At 63.7% G+C, this 15,757-nt stretch carries 11 protein-coding genes and 1 pseudogene; 9 read left to right on the top strand and 3 right to left on the bottom strand.

Annotation, left to right across the window (positions count from 1 at the left end; translation table 11 throughout):
• Positions 1 to 104 precede the first annotated feature (104 nt).
• Complete coding sequence (locus tag NX05_RS15025; protein ID WP_039435624.1) at positions 105 to 1,313, top strand: glycoside hydrolase family 53 protein; 1,209 nt, start codon at positions 105 to 107, stop codon at positions 1,311 to 1,313.
• A complete protein-coding gene (gene galA / locus NX05_RS15030; protein ID WP_039435626.1) occupies positions 1,310 to 3,877 on the top strand; it encodes a beta-galactosidase GalA in 2,568 nt (855 codons plus the stop codon). Before NX05_RS15025 ends, galA begins: the two co-directional genes overlap by 4 nt.
• Before the next feature lie 245 nt (positions 3,878 to 4,122).
• Here the strand turns inward: galA and NX05_RS15035 are convergent, their stop codons facing one another.
• Together NX05_RS15035 and NX05_RS15040 are read right to left on the bottom strand one after the other, a co-directional pair.
• Positions 4,123 to 4,476, bottom strand: coding sequence for a hypothetical protein (locus NX05_RS15035; protein ID WP_017113029.1), 354 nt, complete (start codon positions 4,474 to 4,476; stop codon positions 4,123 to 4,125).
• A 165-nt stretch (positions 4,477 to 4,641) separates the two neighbouring features.
• Complete coding sequence (locus NX05_RS15040; RefSeq protein WP_039435628.1) at positions 4,642 to 6,573, bottom strand: alpha-L-fucosidase; 1,932 nt, start codon at positions 6,571 to 6,573, stop codon at positions 4,642 to 4,644.
• Positions 6,574 to 6,867: 294 nt separating this feature from the next.
• Here NX05_RS15040 and NX05_RS22800 point away from each other — a divergent pair.
• Positions 6,868 to 7,251 (top strand): annotated as a pseudogene (locus NX05_RS22800) (MutS N-terminal domain-containing protein); the annotation flags it as partial.
• Positions 7,252 to 7,361: 110 nt separating this feature from the next.
• Here the strand turns inward: NX05_RS22800 and NX05_RS22805 are convergent.
• Positions 7,362 to 8,294 (bottom strand): AraC-like ligand-binding domain-containing protein, encoded by a 933-nt coding sequence (locus NX05_RS22805; RefSeq protein ID WP_039445830.1) that lies wholly within the window; start codon positions 8,292 to 8,294, stop codon positions 7,362 to 7,364.
• Between the two features lie 429 nt (positions 8,295 to 8,723).
• Here NX05_RS22805 and NX05_RS15055 point away from each other — a divergent pair, with 429 nt between their 5' ends.
• The 6 genes from NX05_RS15055 (at position 8,724) to NX05_RS15080 (ending at position 15,717) form a co-directional block, all read left to right on the top strand.
• Positions 8,724 to 9,665: an alpha/beta hydrolase gene (locus NX05_RS15055; protein ID WP_080764587.1), complete on the top strand. Its 942-nt coding sequence runs from the start codon at positions 8,724 to 8,726 to the stop codon at positions 9,663 to 9,665.
• 63 nt (positions 9,666 to 9,728) lie between these two features.
• Positions 9,729 to 10,529 (top strand): SDR family NAD(P)-dependent oxidoreductase, encoded by an 801-nt coding sequence (locus NX05_RS15060; protein WP_039435633.1) that lies wholly within the window; start codon positions 9,729 to 9,731, stop codon positions 10,527 to 10,529.
• Positions 10,530 to 10,592: 63 nt separating this feature from the next.
• Positions 10,593 to 11,402, top strand: coding sequence for an SDR family NAD(P)-dependent oxidoreductase (locus tag NX05_RS15065; protein ID WP_039435643.1), 810 nt, complete (start codon positions 10,593 to 10,595; stop codon positions 11,400 to 11,402).
• Between the two features lie 303 nt (positions 11,403 to 11,705).
• Positions 11,706 to 12,056 (top strand): diguanylate cyclase, encoded by a 351-nt coding sequence (locus NX05_RS15070; RefSeq protein ID WP_230597733.1) that lies wholly within the window; start codon positions 11,706 to 11,708, stop codon positions 12,054 to 12,056.
• Between the two features lie 221 nt (positions 12,057 to 12,277).
• On the top strand, positions 12,278 to 14,869 hold the full coding sequence (mutS, locus tag NX05_RS15075) for a DNA mismatch repair protein MutS (RefSeq protein ID WP_017113032.1): 2,592 nt from the start codon (positions 12,278 to 12,280) through the stop codon (positions 14,867 to 14,869).
• Positions 14,870 to 15,102: 233 nt separating this feature from the next.
• Entirely contained in the window at positions 15,103 to 15,717 is a 615-nt protein-coding gene (locus NX05_RS15080) for a DUF937 domain-containing protein (RefSeq protein ID WP_039435645.1), read from the top strand.
• Positions 15,718 to 15,757 lie beyond the last annotated feature (40 nt).

The following is a 15,757-nucleotide window of genomic DNA, read 5'->3' on the forward strand; positions in this document are numbered from 1 at the left end:
CAATCTGCAACCCACGATTGGATTTTGCGCAGCGGCCGCGCAGCAGCACGGCCGCCTGCGGCATGCTGTCACCCGCTCCACGTTAGTCTCTGTCGAGGAATTGCATGCGCTCACCACGCCGTCTCTGGACGCCCGCGCTACTGGCGTTGGCCATTTCCACCTGCGCACACGCCGCCCCGGCCCCCGCTACGTTGTATCTCGGCGCGGACCTGTCCTACGTCAACGAGATGGAGGAATGCGGCGTGCAATACCGCGAGAACGGAGTGGTCACCGATCCGTTCGAACTCTTCCACGCACACGGCGCCAATCTGGTACGCGTGCGCTTGTGGAACGATGCGCGCTGGACCAAGTACAGCGACCTGTCCGATGTCAAAAAAACCATTGCACGTGCACGCGCGCACGGCATGCAGGTGCTGCTGGATCTGCACTACTCCGACGATTGGGCCGATGGCGAAAAACAACTGATTCCCAAGACCTGGGCCAGCATCACCGACACCGACGAGTTGGCACGCACGCTGTATGGCTTCACGTACGACACGCTGAGCGCACTCGACCGCGCCGGCTTGATGCCCGAGCTGGTGCAAGTTGGGAACGAAAGTAATTCCGACCTGATGGACAGCACGCCCTGGGACAAAAAGCGCCCCATCAACTGGCAGCGCAACGCCAAGCTATTCAACGCCGGCATCAAGGCGGTGCGCGATATCAGCGCACGTTCGGCGATCAAGCCGCGGGTGATGTTGCATATCGCCCAGCCGGAAAATGTGGAGCCGTGGTTTGCTGATGCCACCAAGGCCGGCGTCACCGATTTCGATCTGATCGGCATCAGCTACTACCGCAAGTGGTCCACGCAATCGATGGCCGAGCTGGGCAAGACCATCAAACGCCTGCGCGCCCGCTACGCTGCCGATGTGGTGGTGGTGGAAACCGCGTATCCGTGGACGCTGGACTCCGGCGATACCTCGCACAATCTGCTCGGCGAAGACTCGCTGATTCCCGGCTACCCGGCCACGCCGCAAGGCCAGGCGCGCTACATGGTGGACCTTACTCAACTGGTGATCGATACAGGCGGTGCCGGGGTGGTGTATTGGGAGCCGGCATGGACCAGCAGCAGTTGCAAGACGCGCTGGGGCACCGGCTCGTCGTGGGAAAACGCCAGCTTCTTCGACTTCAAGCACGGCAACGAGGTGTTGCCGGCAATCGACTTCATGCGCCACCCGTATACCGGTGTGCCTGCGAGCAAACCTGACGCAAGCAAGCGCGGCACGAGCACACCAGACAGTTCGGCAGAGACCGGCAAAAGGACGCAGCCATGAGCGGCATCAATCGGCGCGAATTGCTGCGCGGCATGCTGGCCAGTGGGGTGAGCGCCGCATTACCGGCGGGCGCAGCCGGCGCATTGGTCTCGGCGGGCGCAGCTGCCGCACCTTCTGCGGCGAAAAACAGCGCAACGACCACAGCATTAGGCGATGCAGCGCTGGCACCGCGTGAGCGACTGCTGTTCGATTTCGGGTGGCGCTTCTACCTGGGCCATGCCAGCGATGCAGCGCGCGATTTCGAATTCGGCACCTTCCAGCGTACCTTCGCCAAGGCAGGCAAGGACACCGCAACCGCCGCGCAACCGGGGTTCGACGACAGTGCCTGGCAGCAGGTGGACTTGCCGCACGACTGGGCTGTCAGCCTGCCGTTTCGGCAGGAGCCAATCTCGGCCTCCATGGCCGAGGAAGACCCGGCCGCTGCACACGGTTACAAGCCGTTGGGCACAAGTTTCCCGGAGAACAGCGTGGGCTGGTATCGGCGCACCTTGCAGATTCCGGCAAGCGATCTGGGCAAGCGCATCAGCCTGGTGTTCGATGGCGTGTTCCGCGAGTGCATTGTGTTCTGCAACGGCCACATCGTCGGCCGTAACGCGAGCGGCTATTGCGGCTTCGAAGTCGACCTCAGCGAAGTGCTCGACTACGGCAAGCCCAACATCATCGCCATCCGCGTGGATGCCACGCTGGGCGAAGGCTGGTTTTATGAAGGCGCCGGCATCTATCGGCATCTGTGGCTGCAGAAGACCAACCCGCTGCATCTCCCGCAAGATGGCGTATTCGTGCGCAGCAGCGTGCAGGATGGCAATGCCACTGCACAGCTTTCCACCGAAGTGCGCAACGACGGCACCGCGCCACGCCAGTGCATGGTGCAGGCGCGCATCACCGCACCGGATGGACGCACCGTGGCGCAGGCGGCCAGCGCAGCCGTCACAGTCGCGCCTGGCCAGGTGCAGATAGTCGAACAGGCCCTGCCGCTCGGGCAGGCCGCGCTGTGGTCGATCGACACCCCGCAGCTCTACAGCCTGACCACCAGCGTGCACAGCGACGGCGCGGCGGTCGATGCGCTGGTCACGCCGTTCGGCGTGCGCAGCATCGCCTTCGATGCGCAACGCGGTTTCTTGTTGAATGGCACACCGCTCAAGCTACACGGGACCAACAATCACCAGGATCATGCAGGGGTCGGCACCGCCATTCCAGATGCATTGCACGAATGGCGACTACGCCAGCTCAAGTCGATGAGCTGCAACGCCTACCGCAGCTCGCACAACCCGGCCACGCCGGAATTGCTTGCGCTGTGCGACCGCCTCGGCATGTTCGTGATCGAAGAAACCCGCCGCATGTCCACCGACCCAGAAGCGATGGGCGAACTGGAAACCATGGTGCGGCGCGGCCGCAATCATCCCAGCGTCATCCTGTGGTCGCTCGGCAACGAAGAGCCGCAGCAGGTCACCGAACGCGGCGCGCGCATCGTTGCCCGCATGCAGCAACGCGTGCGCCAACTCGACCCCACCCGCCCCACCACCTTCGCGATGGACAAGGGCTTCGGCGAGGGCGTGGGCCAAGTGGTGGATGTGGTCGGCTTCAACTACCGCACCAGCCAGATGGACGGCTTCCACGCGCAGTACCCCAACATCCCGATCTACGGCAGCGAAACCGGCAGCACCGTGTCGGTGCGCGGCAACTATCAACGCGATGACAAACGCGGCTATACCCGCGCCTATGATCTGGACCACCCCTGGTGGGCCAGCACCGCCGAAGCCTGGTGGAGCTATGTCGCGCAGCGCCCGTATATCGCCGGCGGCTTCATCTGGACCGGCTTCGACTACCGCGGCGAACCCACGCCCTACAACCGCTGGCCGAATGTGGCCTCGCAATTCGGCGTGCTCGATAGCTGCGGCTTCCCGAAGGACAACTACTGGTACTACCGCGCGCAATGGACCAGCGAACCGGTGCTGCATCTGTTTCCGCACTGGAACTGGGACGGCCTGCTGCAGCCCGACGACCATGGCCGGATCGAAGTCTGGTGCCACAGCAATCTCGAAGCGGTGGAGCTGCTGGTCAACGGCGTCAGCCAGGGCCTGCAGCAGGTACCGGCCTACGGGCATGTCGAATGGCGCGTGGTCTATGCGCCCGGCGTGATCGAAGCGCGCGGCTATCGGGGCGGCAAGATGGTGCTCACCGAACGCCGCGAAACCGTCGGCAAGCCAGCGGCGATCCGCCTGAACTGCGATCGCAGCAATCTGCACGCGGACGCCGAAGATGTGGCCGTGGTGAAGGTGGAAATCGTCGACGCACAAGGCCGTCTGGTGCCAACCGCAGACAATCATGTGCAGTTCGCGCTGCGCGGCCCTGCCCGGCTGATTGGCGTCGGCAATGGCGACCCCAGCAGCCACGAAGATGACAAGGCACCGCAGCGCAAGGCATTCAACGGCCTGTGTGCGGCGCTATTGCAGACCACGCGCAACAGCGGCGATATCGTGATGCAGGCGACCGCGCCCGGACTGACCTCGGCCACGCTGCGCTTGCACGCAGGCGCCACGAAATTGCGTGCGGCGGTGGTTTGATAAGCAATGGTCGCTGCGCGATGCGATATGCACGACGACACTGCCGGGGCCGTTATTGGCCGTGGTAGCGCAGAGATGGCAAACGTCAGTCGAAGGCCATCCGTCGGCATGTTTGGCAAAACCCGTATCGCCCAGCAGGTCATTCCCACTGGACGATCGCCGGCAGCGCTTCAGCTGCAGCTAGGACATGGTCTACATATCTTCATGCAGACCAACAACTCCCGCCGCTGGCGTGATGGGCAGCCTTACGTCTGGTTATTTCCCGCAGCGGGATCACGCGGAAAATAGCGGTTGAGCTTTTCTTCCCATGCACGGAATTGCTCCAACGTATGGGCATCCATCGGGCGCGGGTCGTCGGCCAACGCCTTCTTCTGCGCCACATAGGCGATGCGCTGGGATGACAGTTCATCCCACGCCTTTCTGAGCATCACCGGATCCGGATGCGAAACCATCATCGCCTCCAGCAGCGTGGCCTGTGCCACGCGCGCGGCCAGCAGATCGCTGAGCGCCTCGGTCACGGCCTGCATCCACTCGTGTTGTTTCTGTTCCATATCGAACCAAGTCGCCTGCGTAATGCGCCGCGCACCATAACGCCTCATCTGGAACGGCGGCGTGCAAGGGAGTTGAAGATTCGGATTCACCACCTGATGCGAGCGTGGCGACCTCCCTCTCATCGCCTCGCTAGGCGCACCTCAGCGCGCGCAACTACATCCACCCAGCGATCCCCTCCCACGCGGCGCATGGCCGCGCGGGAGGGCAAGCTCTCATCGCAAGCGCGAGAACGCACCGATACCGGCGATTGCCAGCCGCTCGGCGGGCACCGCTGTTTCAGCAAACGACAGCCGCAGATAGCGGATCTGGCGGACGTCATGGAAATTCACGCGCTGGGTCGAGAGCGCATAGGCGATGTTGGACAGCTCGCCGGCACCGGCCGGCTGCCAGTGCTGGCCATCTGCGCTGGTTTCGGCGCGATAGCCCTTCGGCGGCGCCGCACCGGTCATCACTGCGCGCGAAGGCGTCAGGCTGAAACCGGCGACCTGGCGCAGCGCACCGAGGTCGATGGTGGCTTGCACGGGATGGCCCGGCGTCGGCGCAGGCGTGACCCAGATGGTGCTGGCATCGTCGTCAAGCAACTTTTCTGCCCCTGGCGCGCTCGCCCCGACGATGCGCCAGCCGGCCGCGGACAGCACGTCCGGCGCATTCGCCGTGGGCCGCGCGACCGGCACCGCTGCAACCGCGCGGAACAGCGCGAACTCGCTGATCGCCGGGCAGGCCGGCGCCTCCAGCACCACCAGGCGCACCCGGCGTGCAGTGATCGGCCGATCCAACCGCACGATGCGCTGTGCGCCGATGCACTGCGCTTCGGCCAACCGCCGCCATTGACCGTCAACCTCGGCTTCGACCGCGAAGCGGGTGACGCGCACGCCCAGCGGCAGATATTCGCGCAACCGAATCAGGTCGAAGCTGTGCGCCGCCGACAGCTCCAGCGTCAGCGTTGGTGTGGTGACATCGTCCGGCGTGGCCCAGTAAGTGTCCGGCTGACGGTCGAGCACGCGCGCCGGCTCGAAGCCAGCACCGCGCGATGCGCTGGCAGTGGCCTTGGCGCCCTTGGCCAGATCGATGGCGAAGCTGGCGCGGATCGCGTCGCCGAAACTCTGCAACACCGCCACATCGTGGTCGGGAATGCGGCCGCGTCGGTCCGGCGGAAGATTGAGATTCATATTGGTGCCGCGCGCGACAGAGGTGTCGAAATAGCGCACCAGATTCTCCGGGCTACGCACCTTGCCGTCTTCATCGGCGTGATAGAACCAGCCCGGGCGGATCGACGTATTGGTTTCGGCCGGCCACCACAGCGCCCCGCCGCGCACGCCGGAATTACCATTTTCCTGGGTGTACGGGGCATTGGGCATGGTCGGCCAGGACGGATCGCCGGCGATTCCATCTTCATTGCCGCCCCAGCGAATATCGGCGCCGAGCGGATCGAACGTGCAGGCCATCGGCTGATGCTGGTGCACCAGCTCGATCATCCGCGGCCAGTTGTAGTACGCGGGCGCATCGATCTTGCGCGACTCGCGCGCGCCACCGTAGTAGCCGTCGCCGCCATTGGCGCCGTCGAACCAGAACTCGAACAGATCGCCGTAGCCTGTGCACAATTCGACGATCTGCTTGCGGAAATAGTCGATATACCCAGGGCGACCATACTCGGCATGGTTGCGATCCCAGGGCGAGAGGTAAAGGCCGAACGCCAGGCCAGCGCGGCGACACGCCGCTGCCATTTCGCCGACGATGTCGCCCTTGCCGTTCTTGTAGGGCGAATTGCGAATGCAATGCTCGGTCAAGCGCGTCGGCCACAGACAGAACCCATCATGGTGCTTGGCCGTGAAAATAAGCCCTTTCAGATTGCCGGCCTTTGCAGCAGACACGATCTGATCGGCTGAAAAATCGCTGGGATCGAATTTGCGCGGATCCTCGTCGCCGTAGCCCCATTCCTTGTCGGTGAAGGTGTTCATCGCAAAATGCACGAAGGCGTATTGCTCCCAGCGATGCCAGCGCAGCTGGCGCGCGCTGGGCACTGCCCCCCACGGTGCCGGCCCGTTGGCGCGCGGCGTCTGCGCGATGCGAGACGCCGATGCACTGAAGCTGGCAGCAGCGGCCGCCGCCACACCCGTGGCAAGAAAGGTACGACGATCGATCATTAGCGCCTTCCGACTTTTCACAAGCTTCGATCTTAGCTTTTCCAACGGCAGAACGGCCCTACGTCGAAGCGATGGACGGTCGTTCAAGGGCAGAATGTCGAACATGTGGCGATCCTTGGCCGCATGCCTTGGAAGCGCACTGCGCGCTGTCGCCGATTCCCGCTTCCATGGACACTTGCAGTCGACGCCGGACGGCCCGATCGCACGTGACGCGGACGTGGCATTACACGTTCCGTCCACAGATCGGACATCCCTTGTCTCTCCGATTGACCGTCCCGCAATGTCGCGGAACGTGCGCGCAAGGCCGCTTGGCTGCTGGACATCGCCCTGACCCAGCGCGGCAGCTCCGGCGGTGCGCCGATTCCGATGGCCGGGGTGCCGGTGCATGCGTATGAAGGCTATCTGGCGCGGTTAGTCGCATTGGGCGAATCGGTGGCGATCTGCGAGCAGATCGGCGACCCGGCACTGGCCAAGGGCTTGATCAAGCGCAAGGTGGTGCACATCGTCACGCCGGGCACGGTCACCGACGAGGCGCTACTGGACGAGCGCCGCGACACGTTATTGATGACGATTTCGCGCAGCAAACAAGGTTACGGCCTGGCCTGGGCCGATTTGGCCGGCGGGCGCTTTCTGGTCAACGAAGTGGACAACGAGGACGCGCCGGAAGCGGAAGCGGCGCTGCAGACGTCGCCGTGGTCGCGGCGGCAAGGCGATAACGCCACTTGTATTCCGGAACGCCAAACACTGCGTTCAACTACGGCTAGTCCGTCGTGGCCCCATTTATCGACTCACGGGGTGTCACGCAAAGCCCGTGGCGAGCAACCAAAGTGGCTTTTAAAAATGCGATTGAAGCTACTGACATTCTTGAAGCCGTGGCTGTAAGCGATATCGCTGATTTTCTGCCGAACTTGAGACCCGCTCTCTATGTCCGACCGACAGCGCTCGAGCCTGCGCAAGCGCATCCAGCGCGCTACAGACGTTCCTTCGCGCTCGAACAACTTGTTGAGATAACGGACACTCACGTAATGCGCCTGCGCGATGACCTCTGGCGTTAACATTTCATCGTCGAGGTGATTTTCGATGAAGCCCTGTACCCGTCGGAGAGTGGAAGAAGCGTAGCGACTCTGGCTCGCTTGAGGCGCATCTGGATGGGGCGAGGCAAGGGCCAAGCCAAGGAGATCCAGCAGGTGATTGGCCATGCGGTTTGCCTCGGCCGGGCGGAGCTGGTGCGCCTCGTCCAGCGCCGCGCGCAGCATGCTGCTTGCGACATGGCCAACGCCGCAGCCACCGTCGATGCGCTGGGCGAGAACCTCGGTGGCCACAGCCAGCCTGCCTTCGAGGCGATGCCTGGGGACGCCCATCCACAGAGCGTCGAATCCCCGCGACACCTCAATGGCGTACTCGCGACTGCTATCGAAGATGGCCATATCTCCGGGCCTCAAAAACGCCTGGCGAGAGCCTTGATTTAGGGTCACACTGCCGCTGATCAGCAACGCAATGGCGAAGTCGTTCTTTGTCGATGCTTGAATCAATCGCTGGGAACGCACGGCGCGGTGAGCACCCCCGCGCGTGATGGCGCGGATGAACGTCATCTCCCCGAAGGGGTAGCGATACATGCGCCCGATCGGCGGATCTGCCTCGAGCTGCTCCACTTCGAGCTCGACGAAGATGGGGCCAAGCGATGCCGCCCAAGCGGCAGAGTCGCCGCTCACCGGGATCATTTCGTCCGAACGCCTCGGTGCGCGCGACCTCACTAGAAGCTCCCAGCTGAACTCGCCGGGATCGTGAAGGGTTCGAAGCTTCCAGTCAATTTGTTTGCGGCTGCCAGTTCCTAAATTGCAAATACAAGTGGCCTTCAGTGCAAAGACATGACGTCGGCAAGCAGACATGCTTGCCGGTATCGAAACAAACCGCCGCGCGGCCGGGTCAGATAGAGGAAGCCGTCTCTTCCTGGGGCACCTGTCGCCAGGAGCGTTTAGGGAGAGGAACAGAGAATGAAAAAAAGGACCACGGACTCGCAACTCGACGTTCGCCGCGTACTCGGGCGAACGGGCCAGATAGCCTTTTGATCGGTCGGCAGGCCACACAGGCGCACAGACGTATAACCGCAGCCTTAGCGCTGCACCGCCAGCTTCATGAGGAAACTGATTATGTCATCGGCATATGCAACGGGGACTTACGAGCGGATTGATATTGCCTTCAGGACAGACGACGGCATCACGCTGCGCGGCTGGCACTTTCTTCCCGCATCGGTGAAAAAGGGGCCGCAGCCGCTGATCATCATGCACCATGGCTTCAGTGCGGTGAAGGAAGGCTATCCGGAGCACTTCTTCGAAGAGTACTTTGCCGCGGCCGGCTTCGGCGTGTTGACCTACGACCCGCGGAGCCTGGGAGAGAGCGGCGGACGTATTCGGCAGGAAATCGATCCCTTCCTGCAAATCGCCGATTTCAGGGACGCCATTTCCTTTGCGCTGACGCTGCCGGGCGTCGACCCTGAATGCGTCGGTGTATGGAGCGCCAGCTATGGCGGCGGAACTGCCGTACAAGCGCTGGCGATGGACCATCGAGTGCATTGCCTGGTCAGCACCGTACCGTTCCTCAGCGGAGGCGCCATCTGGAACACGCTGCCCGCCGAAGTACGCCAGAACATGTTGCGAATGTTCGAAACCGACCGCAGGCAGCGGGCCGCCGGCCAAGCGCCGCAAACGGTCGCCATTGTGGCCGAAGATCCTGCCAGTACCCCATGCATTCTTCCCACGAAGAACTCCTGGGAATGGTGCATGCGCGTTGCGGCAGCCGCACCGAACTGGAGGAATGAAGTCACTGTTCGCAGCCTGGAATCCCAGTTCTGCTTCGAGCCGATGGCATATATCAGCAGGATCACGCCTAGGTCGTTCCTTCTGATCGGCGCCGAGAACGATGACCTGATCCCCGTCGCCCTGACGCGGGAAGCCTTCGAACGCGCGCGCTGCCCGGTCAAGGAACTCATCGTTTTTCCTTGCGGTCATTACTCGTGCTACGACGATTACTTCTTCCAAACCGCGAAGGCTTCACTGGGCTGGTTCGACAGGCATCTCCGTCCCGCAGTCTGAAGGACGAAGCGGGTGCGCCCCTTTGTTTCTAACACTTGAACCGTACGGTCGAGGAACCAAGCGATGCGCGCATTGGACGGAAAAGTTGCGATCGTCACCGGAGCGACTACCGGGATTGGGCGCGGCATCGCGGTTGCGCTTGCGCGGGCCGGCGCCAAGATTGTTGTCGGCGACATCATTCGGCTGCCCAGGGAAGGAAGCTATGACGAGCGACCGGACCTGACGACAGCAGAGCTCATCGCCGAAATCGGCGGAAGCGCGACCTTCGCGCAATGCGATGTCACCCAGTCTACGGCGGTATCGGGCGCTGTGGATGCCGCGGTGTCTTTATTTGGCCGCCTCGACATCATGGTCAACAACGCTGGCATCTTTACCCGACTGGAGACCATCATCGAACAGTCCGAAGAGGACTATGAACTGACCATGGCGGTCAACGCCAAGAGTGTCTGGTTGGGCTGTAAATTCGCCTTGCGTCAGATGATGCGGCAGGAGCCGCTGCCCGGCCGTTCCCGCGGGCGCGTGATCAACATCGCTTCGGCGGCTGGCGTTTCCGGCCTGCCGCTGGAGCCAGCCTACTGTGCATCCAAGGGCGCCGTGCTTGCGCTAACGCGTCAACTGGCCGTCGACTTCGGACCGCACGGGATCGGGGTGAACGCGATCATGCCCGGCCCCATTAAAACCGTAATGACCCGCTCCGCGCTGGAGGATCCGGAGACCGCCGCGCGGTTCCGCCAGGCGACGCCGTTCTCGCGTCTGGGCACGGCCGGCGACATCGCTGCGGCAGCGGCGTTCCTGGCAGGGGACGAGGCGGAGTTCATCAATGGCGCCGCCATCGCGATCGACGGGGGCGCGACCGCGCGTTGAGGAGGGCAAGGCGCCGCTGCGTGCCTCGCTGAAAACCAAATTCGCAAAACGAAGGAAAGAACAATGAGCGGTTCGCTGGATGGGAAGGTGGCGATCGTAACTGGAGCCACGACGGGAATCGGCCGTGGCATCGCGGTGGCCTTCGCGCGCGCCGGCGCCCAGGTTGTCGTCGGCGACATCATCAGAATGCCTAGGCCAGGGAGCTTCGACGAACGCCCCGACCTGTCGACCGCCGACCTGATCGCGGAGATCGGCGGCAATGCGATTTTCGTCGACTACGATGTGACAAGGCGCGAAGCAGCACAAGCCGCCATTGAAGCCGCCTTGGCGTCTTTCGGTCGCCTGGACATCATGGTCAACAACGCCGGGATCGGCATTGTAGGCAAGCGCTTCCACGAATTCTCCGACGCCGATTTCGATAGGACCATCGACGTCAATATCAAGGGCATGTGGTTCGGCATGCAGGAGGCGGCCAAGCATTTCATCTCCGCGGGCGGAGGATCGATCATCAACATGCTTTCGACCGCTGCGATCAGGCAGCCTCCCATGCAAGCAATTTACAACATGTCGAAGGCTGCCGCCGCGCAGATGACCCGGTCCGCTGCGCTCGAGTACGGCAGATACAACATTCGGGTGAACGGCATATGCCCGACAATGGTGAAGACCTCGCTCACGCGCGAGCTCACCGATAACGCGCCGCTGATGAATTACATTGTCGGCACCATTGCCCTCGGCCGTTTTGCCGAAGTTTCCGACGTCGCGAATGTCGCGACCTTCTTCGCCAGCGATGCGGCGGCCTTCCTTTCCGGAGTCCTGCTTCCCGTCGATGGCGCCGAAAACCCGCCGCTGTACATGCTGGGCGACGCGCCGTGAGGCGAACCGGACCGCGCCGATCTCCGGCGGGAGGGCGCTTGTAGGGCGATATCACCTTGCTTGGCGAGATGGCATTTGCAGCTAAAGGCGCAACATCTATAACGCCGCACCCGCGTGAAGACGAGCCTGCGACTGGCGCATGCAGCGCGCGACACCCATGGCCCGCGGTGATACGGCCACCGACACCTGGCCGCCGCCATCAGGAACAGGCGCAAGGCACCGACAATCTACGAACGGACCGACCGGCAGTACAACCGCGGTTTCCTGGCCGATGCCATCGAGCGCCTGCCGACCGGCGGCAGGCTGGGCCTGGTGGTGCTCGATTTCGACTTCAAGCGCCTCAATGACGCCCATGGCCATCGTGTCGGCAACCGCGCTCTGCCGATCGTCTCGGCGGTCCTGAAGCGCAATGCCCACGCCGCGGACATTGCCGCGCGCCGGGGCGGCGAGGAACTCCTGGTCGCGTTTCCCGGGATCTTCGCCCAGGCGTTTCTGGCCACCTGCAACGGACTGGTCCAGCAGATCCGCGCACACCCGGGCGACCTGGCCAACAGCGCCTTGCGTCTCACCGTCAGCTTTGGCGGGATTCACATCGAACGCTTCGAGCGCCACGCCTTCGGAAGGGCCTTCTCCGTTGCCGATGCGCTGCCGTAGGAGGCCAAGTGCAGCGGCAAGGAGCGCGCCATGCCAAGCTCCGTGCCCGATGCGCCACCCCCGCCGACGCCGAGCATGCCGCCGGCGCTGGCGACCGACCGGCCACCTCCTCGATCCACTAAACTTGCCTCCCCCACGGGCGGCCCCGCCGCCCCATGCCCCTGTCGCAGCGGCGGCGCGCCCCATGCGCCCGCCGCCCCGCACGTCCGCACGAAGGCGCCATGACCTCCGAGAAAGTCCCCGAACACACCCCGTTGATGAAGCAATTCTTCGCAGCCAAGTCGGATTACCCCGATCTGCTGCTGTTCTTTCGCATGGGCGATTTCTATGAGTTGTTCTACGACGATGCGCGCAAGGCGGCGCGGCTGCTCGACATCACCCTGACCCAGCGCGGCAGCTCCGGCGGTGCGCCGATTCCAATGGCCGGGGTGCCGGTGCATGCGTATGAAGGCTATCTGGCGCGCTTAGTCGCATTGGGCGAATCGGTGGCGATCTGCGAACAGATCGGCGACCCGGCGCTGGCCAAGGGCCTGGTCGAGCGCAAGGTGGTACGCATCGTCACGCCGGGCACGGTCACCGACGAGGCGCTACTGGACGAGCGCCGCGACACGTTATTGATGGCGATTTCGCGCAGCAAACAAGGTTACGGCCTGGCCTGGGCCGATCTGGCCGGCGGGCGCTTCTTGGTCAACGAAGTGGACAGCGTGGATGCGCTGGAAGCAGAAATCGCGCGTCTGGAACCGGCCGAGCTGCTGGTGCCCGACGAAGACAACTGGCCGGAATTCCTGCGTGGGCGCATTGGCGTGCGGCGTCGGCCGCCGTGGTTGTTCGATGCCGACAGCGGCCGACGTCAGCTGTTGGCGTTCTTCAAACTGCACGATCTGTCCGGCTTCGGCATCGACGACAAACCCTGCGCCACGGCCGCCGCCGGCGCATTGCTCGGGTATGTCGAAGAAACCCAGAAACAGCGCTTGCCGCATCTGACCTCGATCGCGATGGAAGTGGCGAGCGAGGCGATCTCGATGAACGCGGCCACGCGCCGGCATCTGGAGCTGGACACGCGCGTGGATGGCGACACCCGCAACACCTTGCTCGGTGTGCTGGACAGCACGGTCACGCCGATGGGCGGGCGTTTGCTGCGCCGTTGGCTGCACCGTCCATTGCGCCTGCGCGATGTGCTGGTGCAGCGTCATCATGCGGTCGGCACCTTGATCGATGCCGGTGCCGATGCAGACCTACGCGAGGCCTTCCGTGCGCTCGGCGATCTGGAACGCATCCTCACCCGCGTGGCGTTGCGTTCGGCGCGACCGCGCGATTTTTCCACCTTGCGCGATGGCCTGGCGCTGTTGCCGAAGGTCCGCACGATCCTTGCACCGTTGGATTCGCCGCGCCTGCAGAAACTGCATGCCGAACTCGGCGAGCACGATGCCACCGCACATTTGTTGATCAGCGCGGTGGCCGAGATGCCGCCGCTCAAGCTCAGCGACGGCGGCGTCATCGCCACCGGTTATGACGCCGATCTGGATGAGCTGCGCCGCCTGTCCACCAATGCCGATCAATTCCTGATCGACCTGGAACAACGCGAGCGCGCCAGCAGCGGCATTGCCACGCTCAAGGTTGGCTACAACCGCGTGCACGGCTACTACATCGAGATCAGCAAGGGCCAAGCCGAAAAAGCCCCGTTGCACTACAGCCGCCGGCAGACGTTGACCAATGCCGAGCGCTACATCACCGAAGAACTCAAGAGCTTTGAAGACAAGGTGCTGTCCGCACGCGAACGTTCGCTATCTCGCGAAAAACTGCTGTACGAAGGTCTGCTCGACGCGCTCGGCACCGAACTGGAAGGCCTCAAGCGCTGCGCGGGTGCACTCAGCGAACTGGATGTATTGGCCGGCTTTGCCGAGCGCGCGCAGGCGCTGGACTGGTCGCAGCCAGAGCTGGATAGCGCGCCCTGCCTGCGCATCGAACGCGGCCGTCACCCGGTGGTGGAAGCAGTGCGCGACCAACCGTTCGAGCCCAACGATCTGGACCTGCACAGCGACCGCCGCATGCTGGTGATCACCGGCCCGAACATGGGCGGTAAATCGACCTACATGCGCCAGAACGCGTTGATCGTGTTGCTGGCGCATATCGGCAGTTACGTGCCTGCCAGCCGTGCAGTAATCGGGCCGATCGACCGCATCCTCACCCGCATCGGCGCCGGCGACGACCTGGCGCGCGGGCAATCCACCTTCATGGTGGAAATGGCCGAAACCAGCTACATCCTGCATCACGCCACGCCGCAATCGCTGGTGCTGATGGACGAGATCGGCCGCGGCACATCTACTTATGATGGCCTGGCACTGGCCGATGCCGTCGCGCGTCATCTGGCGCATACCAATCGCTGCTACACCCTGTTTGCCACGCATTATTTCGAGCTCACCGCACTGGCGGACGAATCGCATGCCGGTGGCGCCAGCGGTATCGCCAACGTGCATCTGGATGCGGTCGAACACGGCGAGCGCCTGGTCTTCATGCACGCAGTGAAAGATGGCCCGGCCAATCGCAGTTTCGGTCTACAAGTGGCCGCGCTGGCTGGCCTGCCCAAGGCCGCAGTGACGCAGGCGCGCCGGCGGCTGGTGGAGCTGGAACAACGTGGCGGCGAAAGCCACAGCGCGCAGATGGCGCCCACCGCGCTGGATGCGCCGCAACAGTTCGGGCTATTCACCGCGCCCTCCTCCGCTGCGCAGGAGGCGTTGCAGGCGTTGGACCCGGATGAGCTCACACCGAAGCAGGCGTTGGAGGCGCTGTATCGGTTGAAGGCGTTGCTGTGAGGGCTGGGAATCGGGAATCGGGAATCGGGAATCGGGAATCGGGAATCGGGAATCGTAAGAGAGTAGCTGCATGACTGAGGCTTGCAGCGCTTGCGGACGCAGTGCGCTACAGGAACTGGTGGTCGCCCGGAGTACGGTGCGCACCGACTGACGCGCCGCAAGGCCGCGTGGATTGCTCTGTCGGCGCCTGGGGTGCACCCTGCCGCAACGTTCGTCCAACAGGAAAACCCACGATGACCACATCCGCTTCGTTGACCGATCAACTTGCCGCGCAACTGCAGGGTCCGCAGCTGCAGCAACTCGCCGGCCGCTTGGGCATTGCGCCAGAGCAGGCGCAGTCGGCGGTGCAGACCGCGCTGCCGCTGCTGATGGGCGCGCTGGGCCGCAATAGCCAGCAGGCCGGCGGCACCGATGCGTTGCTCGGCGCGCTGCAACGCGACCATGCCGCCAGCCCGGACATCGGCAGCCTGCTTGGTTCGCTGCTCGGTGGCTCGGCCAGTGGTGCACAGGGCAACGGTGCCGGCATCGTCGGCCATCTGTTCGGCGACAAGGCGCCGCAGGCCGCTGCAGGTCTGGGCCAGGCCACCGGGCTGGAAACCAGCAAGGCCAGCCAGTTGTTGCAGCTACTCGCTCCGATCGTGATGGCGTATCTGGCCAAGCGCTTTCTGGGCGGCGATGCCGCAGCCAGTCGCCAACTCGGCCCTGCGCTGGCGCAAGAACATCAGCAGGTGCGCAGCAACCCCGGTGCCGACGGCCTGCTGACCAGCCTGCTGGACCAGGACGGCGACGGGCAACTGGGTCTAGGCGATGTCATGAAGCTGGGCGGCAGCCTGTTCGGCAAACGCTGAGTCGTTGGCCTGATCCACGGCCCTCCATTGCAGGTGCCCA

Origin of the sequence: Xanthomonas vasicola, from assembly GCF_000772705.2 — a bacterium.
Classification (GTDB): Bacteria; Pseudomonadota; Gammaproteobacteria; order Xanthomonadales; family Xanthomonadaceae; genus Xanthomonas; species Xanthomonas vasicola.

Bases quoted from the DNA above. Each gene is read 5' to 3' on its own strand.
- NX05_RS15025 (WP_039435624.1), top strand. From the start codon at position 105: ATGCGCTCACCACGCCGTCTCTGGACGCCCGCGCTACTGGCGTTGGCC.
- galA (WP_039435626.1), top strand. From the start codon at position 1,310: ATGAGCGGCATCAATCGGCGCGAATTGCTGCGCGGCATGCTGGCCAGT.
- NX05_RS15035 (WP_017113029.1), bottom strand. From the start codon at position 4,476: ATGAGGCGTTATGGTGCGCGGCGCATTACGCAGGCGACTTGGTTCGAT.
- NX05_RS15040 (WP_039435628.1), bottom strand. From the start codon at position 6,573: ATGATCGATCGTCGTACCTTTCTTGCCACGGGTGTGGCGGCGGCCGCT.
- NX05_RS22805 (WP_039445830.1), bottom strand. From the start codon at position 8,294: ATGATCCCGGTGAGCGGCGACTCTGCCGCTTGGGCGGCATCGCTTGGC.
- NX05_RS15055 (WP_080764587.1), top strand. From the start codon at position 8,724: ATGTCATCGGCATATGCAACGGGGACTTACGAGCGGATTGATATTGCC.
- NX05_RS15060 (WP_039435633.1), top strand. From the start codon at position 9,729: ATGCGCGCATTGGACGGAAAAGTTGCGATCGTCACCGGAGCGACTACC.
- NX05_RS15065 (WP_039435643.1), top strand. From the start codon at position 10,593: ATGAGCGGTTCGCTGGATGGGAAGGTGGCGATCGTAACTGGAGCCACG.
- mutS (WP_017113032.1), top strand. From the start codon at position 12,278: ATGACCTCCGAGAAAGTCCCCGAACACACCCCGTTGATGAAGCAATTC.
- NX05_RS15080 (WP_039435645.1), top strand. From the start codon at position 15,103: ATGACCACATCCGCTTCGTTGACCGATCAACTTGCCGCGCAACTGCAG.